At 36.4% G+C, this 10,285-nt stretch carries 10 protein-coding genes; 5 read left to right on the forward strand and 5 right to left on the reverse strand.

Features of this window, described 5'->3' with window-relative positions; genetic code table 11:
• Positions 1-121 precede the first annotated feature (121 nt).
• The 3 genes from B5E95_RS09515 to B5E95_RS09525 all read left to right on the forward strand — a co-directional run bounded on the left by B5E95_RS09515 (position 122) and on the right by B5E95_RS09525 (position 2,735).
• The gene (locus B5E95_RS09515) at positions 122-877 is read left to right on the forward strand and encodes a DUF6612 family protein (RefSeq protein WP_087236455.1); all 756 of its coding nucleotides are present in this window, start codon (positions 122-124) and stop codon (positions 875-877) included.
• An 82-nt stretch (positions 878-959) separates the two neighbouring features.
• Complete coding sequence (locus B5E95_RS09520; RefSeq protein ID WP_087236438.1) at positions 960-1,760, forward strand: hypothetical protein; 801 nt, start codon at positions 960-962, stop codon at positions 1,758-1,760.
• A gap of 9 nt (positions 1,761-1,769) precedes the next feature.
• Positions 1,770-2,735 carry a Gfo/Idh/MocA family protein gene (locus tag B5E95_RS09525; protein ID WP_087236440.1) on the forward strand — a complete coding sequence of 322 codons (966 nt, stop codon included), beginning with the start codon at positions 1,770-1,772 and terminating at the stop codon, positions 2,733-2,735.
• A 47-nt stretch (positions 2,736-2,782) separates the two neighbouring features.
• On the opposite strand, the gene B5E95_RS09530 is transcribed toward B5E95_RS09525, so the two are convergent.
• From B5E95_RS09530 to B5E95_RS09555, 5 genes are all read right to left on the reverse strand, one after another.
• Positions 2,783-3,823, reverse strand: a complete 1,041-nt coding sequence (locus tag B5E95_RS09530; protein WP_087176909.1) for a type II TA system antitoxin MqsA family protein — start codon at positions 3,821-3,823, stop codon at positions 2,783-2,785.
• Positions 3,824-4,037: 214 nt separating this feature from the next.
• A complete protein-coding gene (locus B5E95_RS09540; RefSeq protein WP_087236444.1) occupies positions 4,038-4,262 on the reverse strand; it encodes a hypothetical protein in 225 nt (74 codons plus the stop codon).
• 419 nt (positions 4,263-4,681) lie between these two features.
• Positions 4,682-6,517: a monovalent cation:proton antiporter family protein gene (locus B5E95_RS09545; RefSeq protein WP_087236446.1), complete on the reverse strand. Its 1,836-nt coding sequence runs from the start codon at positions 6,515-6,517 to the stop codon at positions 4,682-4,684.
• Positions 6,518-6,620: 103 nt separating this feature from the next.
• Positions 6,621-7,712 (reverse strand): SLAP domain-containing protein, encoded by a 1,092-nt coding sequence (locus tag B5E95_RS09550; RefSeq protein WP_087236448.1) that lies wholly within the window; start codon positions 7,710-7,712, stop codon positions 6,621-6,623.
• Between the two features lie 18 nt (positions 7,713-7,730).
• Positions 7,731-8,960 (reverse strand): SLAP domain-containing protein, encoded by a 1,230-nt coding sequence (locus tag B5E95_RS09555; protein ID WP_087236450.1) that lies wholly within the window; start codon positions 8,958-8,960, stop codon positions 7,731-7,733.
• A gap of 233 nt (positions 8,961-9,193) precedes the next feature.
• On the opposite strand from B5E95_RS09555, the gene B5E95_RS09560 reads away from it, so the two are divergent.
• Positions 9,194-9,706, forward strand: coding sequence for a Panacea domain-containing protein (locus tag B5E95_RS09560; protein WP_087236452.1), 513 nt, complete (start codon positions 9,194-9,196; stop codon positions 9,704-9,706).
• Positions 9,699-10,199 (forward strand): hypothetical protein, encoded by a 501-nt coding sequence (locus tag B5E95_RS09565; RefSeq protein WP_087236453.1) that lies wholly within the window; start codon positions 9,699-9,701, stop codon positions 10,197-10,199. The genes B5E95_RS09560 and B5E95_RS09565 overlap by 8 nt, the downstream gene beginning before the upstream one ends.
• Positions 10,200-10,285 lie beyond the last annotated feature (86 nt).

Here is a 10,285-nt window from a genome sequence, read left to right on the forward strand (position 1 = left end):
AAAGAGTCCATTTTGACCTCGTTTCTAAATGTTGTGTGGTAACTACATTCTATCAAACAGGTCCGAATGGACTTTTTATTTTTTATCAAGTGTTCAATTTAATTTTACAATCGGCGAAAAAATGAAATTTATGAATAAAAAACTAATTTTAGGCTTAGTTGCCTTATTAGCATTATGTTTATCCGCTTGCTCGCAAAAAAGTGCTAAATCTGGCGACAACTTGCCGAGCGCCAAAACTATTTTAACTAAAGCACAAAAAGCAAATTATAATTCGATGCATGCCACTTGGGACGAAAAAAGCAATGGCAAAACTTCACAAAAGGCTGCGGTTGAATATACAACTAAACCTACGATCATTTATGCCAATGTTTCCGCAACTTCTAATTACTATAAAATGTGGATTGAAGGGAAAAATAGCTACATTCAAATGAAAGGCACCAACAGCAGTCACTGGTTTAAGACCACTACTAAGGCTGGCACCTATTCATCATTCATTCAAAGCTTAAATGGCAACTTGTTAACTCCATTTATTCCTTTGCACAAACAATTTAAAGTCAAAAAGAATGACAACAATTATGCCCTTATTTATAAAGGAAACAACAAAAAAGTTTGGAACGCGATCGTGTCTGATGCGGCAGTCACAACTTTAATCGGAATTGATATTGATGATGTAAAGCCAATCAATACTGAAATTCAGGTCGATGTTGATAAAAATTACAATGTCAATGATGTAAAAATTGTTTCTAGCTACAAAGATGATGGGCAAAAGAAGACTTTAACCATGAATGTAGATCAAATTGATCAAATTAAGAAATTGTCCGTTCCTAGTGCAGTTAAAAAGAATTCCGTAGATTTAGGAAAATTAGATAAAAAATAATTAATATAAAAAAGCTCTAATCTAAGCATAGATTTGGGCTTTTTCGTTATAATAGAAATAGTTATTTAGGAGATTTTTTATTATGAAATTAAAAAAAGCAATTATCGGTATATCATTAGCCGCCGTCTTTTTACTCAGTGGCTGTAGCCCCAAAGAAAAGAAAGCTGATCCTGTTTTAAACAAAAGTCAGGTAGTTCAAAAAATGAAAAAGGGCTTCAAGAGTGGTCAAGTTATTCAATCAGTTACTCTTGGCACTGACACTTCTAACCAAGCAGCTATTGCCAACACCACATTTGGCGGTGACTCAACGGTTTACCATATAATCACCCAAACTTCTAGCAAGGGCAAGACCCGCTCTAGCGAAGAATGGGTTAACATGAACAACGTTTATATCAATGGTCGTGACACTTGGTATAAAGCTGATCTAGAGAAATTAACCGGACACTCATACGCCGATTTAACTGATGCAATTATGAATAATCACTTGATCACTAATCCTAGTGCTGAGTTGATTAAAGCTTACAAGTTAAAGCGCAATAAAAACACCTACACTTTAACTGCTAAAATAAGTGATAAAGCTTTGATGAAAAAAGCAGCTACTCCTATCTTTGATACTACTCCACAAAGCACAGGTCAAGCTAAAGTGTTTAAGCAAATTCAAAAATTAGGCAAATACAAATCAATGACGGTTAAGGCGGTAGTGAAAAACAATAAATTAGCTACCTTTAACGTCTTCGTTAACATGAAGCTTGGCAAAATGATGACAGTCAAGGTCGGTCAAAGCTATGGCAACTTTGGTAGTCACGACTTCTTAAAGGTTCCAACTAACGCTACGAACGCTAAGAATTTGCCAACTACTGACAATAATAAGAAAAAGAAATAGGTATTCACGATGAAATTAGGAATTATCGGCAGCGGCATGATTGTTCAAGACTTTTTAACTACTGCTGATCAAATTGATAACTTAGAATTAACCGCAATTTCTTCAACCAAGCGTAGCGCAGGCATCGCGCAAGAATTAGCACAAAAATACAATATTTCTCAAACCTATACTGACAATGAAAAATTAACGTCAGACAGCAACGTTGATACGGTCTATATCGGCGTGCCTAATTTCTTGCACTACTCGCTAGCTAAGCTTGCACTTGAACATGGCAAAAATGTCATCTGCGAAAAGCCATTTGTATTAAGTACAGCTGAAGCCGAAGAATTAAAGCGATTGGCCGATGAAAAAGATTTAATTATCGTTGAAGCTATCACTAATATCTACTTAGAAAACTACAAAAAGATCAAAGAAGAATTAGATAATATTGCTCCAATTCATATCGTTTCTTTAAATTATACGCAATACTCTAGCCGTTATGACGCCTTCCTTGAAGGTAAGATTGCTCCCGTTTTTGATCCGAAAAAAGATGGCGGCGCCTTGATGGACTTGAATATTTACAATATCCACCTTGCTGCTGGACTGCTCGGGTTGCCTGATAAGGTAAAATACTACGCCAACATGCAAAAAGGCATTGATACATCGGGTATCCTGCATCTTTCTTATCCTGATAAACAAGTAACTTTGATCGGTTCAAAGGACAGTTATGTAACGCCACGTTCGTTCATTGAAGGCGAAAAAGGCAGCATTTATTTTGACGGTTCAACTGGTACGCTTGATAACTTTACCGTCGAAATGCGTGGACAAAAACCGAAGCGTTACAACTTTAATAAATATCCACATCGCATGGCAAGTGAGTTCACTGCATTTGCCGAGATGATCGATCAACATGATGTTCGGAGAGCTGATGAAGCGTTTGTCAATACTTTGGAAACAATGCAGATTTTAACTGCAGCTAAAAATTCAGTTGAATAATGTGAAAGCCACCTTGTTTAAAGGTGGCTTTTTGTGTCTTATTTTGTTTAAAAATCACGAATCTTTTTAGCTAAACTAAAAGAAATAATTTCATCTTCGTTGGTTTTTTTATATGCTAATTCTTCATGCATATATCTAATAATGTCTTTAGCGTTGTAATCTTTAAATTTGGCAATTACAGCATCCAGTATTTCTTTATCTTGTACAGAAAGAACACTATATTTCACTTTATCCGAAGGATAAAAATGAATCATTTCGTAGCCTGAATTACTCCACTCTTCTTGTACGTTAATATTAGCTAAATCTACCATATTCCTATGTCCAATAGGAAGAGCACCCATACTTTTATGCTGATAGACTAATCCTGTAATTCCATAACCATATTTTTTATATGAGAGGCTATCTACATACCATAACATTTTCATTAATTTAACTTTATATAAATCAGCAACATGAAATGCAAAATAAGAAATAATAGCTTCTAATTTATCAATGTTTAAACGTTTTTGTCCATTTTTATCTGAAGGTTTTAAGTAAGCAACATAATTACTTTCCAATGCCTGACGAGACAGGTTTTCTCTACCATATAAGTCTAAATTACGTTTTACTTTTTCTTGAATCGATTTCTTTTTATCTTGTGTAAATTTAGAACCGTTTCTTTCTAATAAATTCAAAATAATTAATGGATCTTTACGAATTTGTTGAAGCATTCCATCATGACTTTCATCTTGGATTGATTTACTTTCATAACGAGAAATAGTTGCTTCACCCCACCCCAGCAATTGTGCTAACTCCACTTGTGATAAATTATAATCTTTACGAAGATCAACAATTTCACTAGAACTTAACAAATGATGTTTTCTCCGATATGCATCACGTGCTGCTAGCAAATTTTTATTAGCCATTTTAGTAGGGACAAATTCACGCTCATCTGGGTCTGCATTTTTACAATAATAATATTTTTCTTTATAAGTTATTATTTCACCCTTAATCTTAGCTTGGATAAGAGTTTCTCTTTCTTCTATTTCGTGTGCTTGATCACAGATGGGACAATCCTTTACATATATTCTTTTAATTAGTTTATTCATTTTATTGTCTCCTGAACTAGATCTTCATTACTTATATGGAAAATCTTTCATTTCGTATTGAGCGAAATGAAAGGACACACATACTATTTTTTTGGTACGCATCTGCTTAATTTTCAATTTGATATAAACTTGATGATTATCTATTTCTTTTGCAAAAACATACAAATACGGTGGATGATCATCATCCTTATCCAAGAGCACTTCATAATACTCTTTAATTGAAAGTTCTTTCAACAACATCCTCAACAGCATAATCTAAGTCTAGCAAAGTTTGTGGCGTTGAATATCCATGAATTCCATGAGGAGTGCGATTTCTAATTAATAAGAAATCTCGATTAACATCAAATTGATTACTATTAAGTATTGATTTAAGATCATTCAAAAAATCATTTACAGTATTTCTACTAACCTGAATTGGAATCTTTACGATGTTAATCACCTCTCCCTCTCTAATGCACTATCAATTGATAGTATATAGAATCACCTGAAAATGTTCAATTAAATTTTATAATATTTACCAAAATATTAATCTTAATAATGCCTCTCTATAAATTGTATTTTTATTGTTGCTTTCATATAATAGTAAAAGAAAAAGAGCTAACGACTGATACTCGTGTAACTCAGGTAACTGAATCGTGTGAGCTAACCTTTACGGTTGGCTTTTTTTGTATCCTATTTTAACAAGTTATCATGTTATAATGTACGTAGGAAGATTGTCGCGTCCAATGATCATGGATGCATGCGCAGCAAGACGATAACTTGCAAACGTGCGATGGCTCTGCATAATAGCAGGGCTTTTTTTATTTCCGATGATTACTAAAAAAGTGTCCGAGATTTTTCTCAGACACTTCTTTTCTACTATTCCTTACTCAACAAATCACGGACACGATCTGCCACCTTAAATTCACCAGAAAAGACCAAAATATCTCCCGGCTCAATCACAGTCGCACCACGTGGAATTAACCATTCATCCCCACGCTTAATTCTACTTACCGTAATCTGATCAATAAACTCCAAATCCATCAGTTGACGACCCGTATAATGCGTATTCTTCACTTTGACAGAATACAAAATGTTCTTCGTGTCAGTCATAATTCTGTAGACAGTTGGTGACTCGATCATTGCCCTCATCAATGCAGCATGCACATTGGTAGAGTTAAAGACTTCGATTCCCTTCTCATTAAACTCGGTCAAAGTCTTGCTATCAACTTCGCTAAGTCGGGCAATCACACGATTTACGCCCTTCTCTTTTGCCATCCGGGCAATCTTAATATTATCTTCGTCCGCGCGATTAGCCGCTACCACGATATCACCATCAAATACGCCATCTTTTTCAAGCGTTTCTTCGTCTAGATTTGGCAAAAAGGTTAAATTCTCTACTCGACTATCGTAAGTTTTATATTGATTCTTTTTGTCAGTGAACATCTTGACTGAATACCAATTAGCATGCAAATCATGAGCAACAGGCACAGTAACGGCATTCGCGCCAACAATTGCCACCTTTTCCTTAATCTTGTCTTCTGGTAACAAAACAAAGTTAGAGTTAAAGACAATTGGACTCAAAATGCAGACAATTACCGCAGCCAAAATGAAGGCATCAGACTGCGTTGATGTGATTGCGTGCAATTTCCGTGCAACTTGTAAAGTTGGCAAAACAATCGTAATAGTTGTTGCCGTCAAGAACCCACCAGCAAAAGCATTTTTCTTCTGAAAATAGCGCACATAAGTTAAAAGAACTGGTACTTTTGCAATAAATAAGAAAATAACTAACACTGGCAATAACATCAATGAAGACGGATGTGCAAAAAGTGAACGCAAGTTAAGTCCCACACCAGTCATAATGAAGAAAATTGGGATAAAGAAGCCATAACCAATTGAAGTCAACTTATCTTTAGTAGCTTCACTTGGCTCAAGCAACTTCATTACCATTCCGGCTAAAAAGGCACCTAAAATGTTTTCAGCACCAACTCTTTCTGCCACGGTTACCAATGCAAAAATCAGGAAAAAGGCTAACCGAATATCAAGTTGAGTGGTTGACTTAGTAATCTTAGCAAACCACAAATATGGCTGCTTAAATCGACGCAACAAGAAAATTGCAGCAACAAATAATAAGATAATCAACCACAATTGTTCCGCATTACCACCATTGATAGATGCATAAATTGTTAACAAAAGCAGTGGAATAACTTCGCCGAGTACGGCTGTTAACAAAATCGTCTGTCCGATTGGTCGACCTAAAATATCCTTTTCCTTCAAAGTAGCGATAACCACGCCAAGGGCCACAGTCATCAAGATAATTGCGGCCAACATGACTTCACTGAATAATCCGGTAAGTCGTAAGACATAGGCTAAAACAAAGGCCATGATCACGATCCCAATAAAGGCAGTAATCGCCGTCTTCAGCGGATCGACCGTCTTCCCTGCTTGCGACTTCCCTTTAGGATTATTTTTTCTTTGCAATAAATCAAAATCAATTTCCATCCCTGATAAAAACATCAACAAGATCACACCTAGATTAGATAACAAGGTTAGATCATGCGTGGATGTAATCAAGTTAAAACCGCTGGATCCCATGATAATGCCGACGATAATCTCGGCAACCGCGGTTGGTACGTTACTAATCTGAAAGCGTGCCATAAATATTGGAATGACTAGCGCTAACAAAACTACTAAAAATAGTGATAGTTGTGCCATAAACTCCCTCTCTTTCAACACGAGTTAATTATTTCATTTTCAAAATTAAAACGCTAGATGATATTCTAACAAATAATCATCTAGCGTTAAATCAACTACACTTCTATTCAATATCTTTAGCTAAGATATATTGTGTAGCGTTAAGTGCATAATACTTTTGACCTTTAATTGTGATCTTGCTGCCGTAAGTTAATACGCGGCTGCCTTCCTTGACTTTGTTCTGCTTTTCAACGCGACCACTTCTAGTGTGCAAGTAGGTCTCGTTCTTTACTGTGCGGACAGTGGCATCAATGTTAGAAGCAACAACATATTGATCCTCGCCAATCTTGTAGTACTTCTTATTATTGATCATCTTGTAGCCCATCACAACGACAGGACTACCAGCCTTCTTCAAGCTCTTGGTTCTCTTGCCCTTTTCGGTGTAAACATAAGCATCGTGACCAAGAGTTACCGCACCTTGAACTGCAGGTACTTCTTCCTTCGTCTTGTTTGGATCCTTAGTATGGGTATTTTCATTCTTCTTTTGCAAGTTGTAGTAATACTTGATTAAAGAATAGAACTGATCCATGTCGTAGCCCCACTTAGCAAAGTAGCCATCTGGGTCAACGTGATCGGTACCACCTAAGAATGTGCTGACAGCATGGTGAGACCAGATCGTCCCTTCACCATCATCGCAGGCATTGTCTGGCTTAAGATCATAACGGTGAAGCAGTTTTGCGATATAAATAGCATCATTATTCACTGACTTAGCAAATGCATCCCTAGTATTTTCTTCACAAAGCTCAATCTGGATAAAACGGTTGTTAGCCTTAAGACCTGCACCCCAGGTACCCATATCTGGTGATCTCATCTGAATAACTTGCTTGCTATCAACAAAAGCATGAACGTAAGCATTAATATTCATCCACTCACGGTTAAAGTAAATTGCTTCATCGTGGGCAGTCGCGCCAGGATCGTCAGTTTCGTGAACTACGATTCCTTCTGGCTTGTCATTTTCATATTCGACACCAGGGAACTTATTATACTTAATACCTTCGAGCTTCAGCATCTTGTATAAATAAGTCACACCGCTATATTTATATTTTTGGGCGAGCGAGTTGATTGATTCAGCATGAACTGTTTGACTTTGGATATTAATCGCCGTAATCAGCCCCAATACCGCAATTAAAGTTGCTAAAACTCTCTTTAATTTCAAATCAGGCCCCCGTTCTTATTACATGAAGTTTGATTTCTTAATGTATTGACGGATACCGATTCTGTAATACTTCTTGCCATTGATCTTAACAGCACTTCCGTATGTAGCAACTTGTTCATTCTTCTTACGCTTTAAAGTGTTGTCGCGGTTGCCATATTGGTTATAAACATAGGCATTATGCTTCAAGAATCTAAGAGTACCATCAATGTTACCGGCTGCAATGTATTCATTTTCGCCGACACGGTAGTAAGTCTTCTTCTTAATAGTCTTAGTACCGTAAGTAGCGATTAACTTGCTGCCTTCTTCATCGTTGATCTTGTACATCTTGCCCTTGATCTTCTTGCCTTTGGCATCGTAGACATAGGCATTGTGCATCAAGTTCTTTTCAACCTTGGTTGCACCCTTTGGAGCCTGAGTACTTGGTTCGCTAGTAGTTGTCTTACCCTTAGTTAAAGAAGTACCGTTGATCCAGCCTTTACCTTCAATGTACATTCTAGTTGAACCATCATTGTAGGTAATGGTCTTAGTTACAGTAACCTTTTCGCCGCTCTTAACAGAACCAACAGCCTTAGCTACGGAATGGTTGGTTGGCCAATTATAAACTGAACCTGACTTTTCAACGGTGTAATGCTTGGTAGTCTTAGAAATCACTGGGTCATATTGGTTCAAATTATGACTGGTGATTCTAGAATTAAGAGCGATATCGTACTTGCTGTCAGTAGCATAAGTACCAGTTAAAGCCTTGGTTGCTTCGGCATAAGTATTGGCATTTTCAAGCCAAGCACCTTGGTAGCGAAGTGGTTGCCAAGAAACACCTTCACGTAATTTCTTACCATTATCTTCAAATGATTCTTCAAAAGAATTGTATTTTCTAAATGATGCAGTAATGTAGTAGCTCTTGCCATTCTTGCCCTCTTCACGAGTCTTAGCAGAATAAGTAGCGCCGCTCCAGCCGTTACCGGCCTTCATACCAAAAAGATTGTTGGCATTAACCGCAAGACCTGATTCTCCCCAACCAGATTCTACGATAGCTTGTGCGATCATCACTGATGGATAAGTACCATATTTTTTAGCAGCTTTAACAGCTTGCTTAGCAGCCTTATTCAAAAATGCTGCTTGAGCATCAGTAGTAGCAGCAGAAACCTTTTGGCTACGAAGATTATTGATTGCAGAAATATTAGATGCTGGCGCAATTGTGGAAGTCAACACAACTGCGGCAGCTATGCTGGTCAAAAGTCTCTTCTTCATGAAATATCCTCCTTGTATAACACCTTTTATTGTATCTAGCAAATAAGAAGGAAACAAGGGATTCATACCATTTGTACGGAAAAAGTAATATTTCTATTACACTCTTTTTATTGTGTTTGGTGGGAGCTGTACAATCTTAAGAAAGTGTATGGTGATATTTAATTCATTAGGTACTTTTAACAGATTTCATTATAATATTTGTAGGTACGAGATTTAATATGAAGGAGACTATTATGAGTAGAGATGCATACTTTTTTGATAAAGTCGAAGACTTGGTATCATATCTTGAAGCAAAACTTACTAACCCTACTCCATTGAAAATTCAAAAATCATTGTATTTCTTATGGGCCTTCTATGCTGCAACATACGGAAGCATTGATTATTCTAATGAAAATAGTGAATTTTCAGAAACTATCAAATACCCAAAAAGATTATTTAAGGCGAACTTTGAAGCTTGGCAATACGGCCCCGTCCTAAACAAAGTTTATGGAGAAGATGAAAATAACTCAATCACGCCAAGTTTAGAGAAAAAGCGTTACTCTAATTCGATGGAAAAAGATGTTTGGTCATTTATTGATGATATGATTGCACAAATTGATCCTATTAATGATTTTGGATTAGTAGCTAGATCACACCAAGATAGTGCTTGGAAAAAGGCTTATAAGGCCGGTCAATCACATTGTCCCATGAATGAAGAAGAGATTATTGAAGATTACAAGGAATATGCCGCAACCACAAATGCCTAAATTTCGTCCCAAATTAGTAACCAACCATAATAACCCCAGCCTAACGACTGGAGTTAAATTATTTAATCAGCATACTGCTGGTCAGCTGAATGCTCACAATGCTGATGTAAAAATTCTATTTTTTGACCAATTTTTAAATTCATTTAAAGACGAAAAGAATGAATTCTCCAACTTTGTTGACCGTCTAGGGATTAAAAATACTTCTACCTACAAAAATATTCTTTCTTTAAGTAAAAATCCTCAGCAAATTGCCAGCGAAATTACGGCAATCGATATTTTACATCGACAAAATAGCAAAAGAATAAAAGAAATTCTAAGCCACGATATCTCTAAAGAAATAATTGATTATTTTAATGACAGTATTTTTGAATCTACGGTCAATAAAGGAACGGATTTTTTCGATCCTAATGGTAAAGGAAAATTTAGAGTTTTTTCTATTTATGCAATTAACCCGGATAATGTCAACTACCCTAGACTGAAGTCTAGGGCTTAGTGGCTCGTTAGCTTACGCTAACCAGAACACCAACTTTCTTAGATACGGACTTGACTTACCAGCAGTAATCTTTTGACTATTGCCGA

It is taken from the genome of Lactobacillus gallinarum (assembly GCF_002160635.1).
Classification (GTDB): domain Bacteria; phylum Bacillota; class Bacilli; order Lactobacillales; family Lactobacillaceae; genus Lactobacillus; species Lactobacillus gallinarum.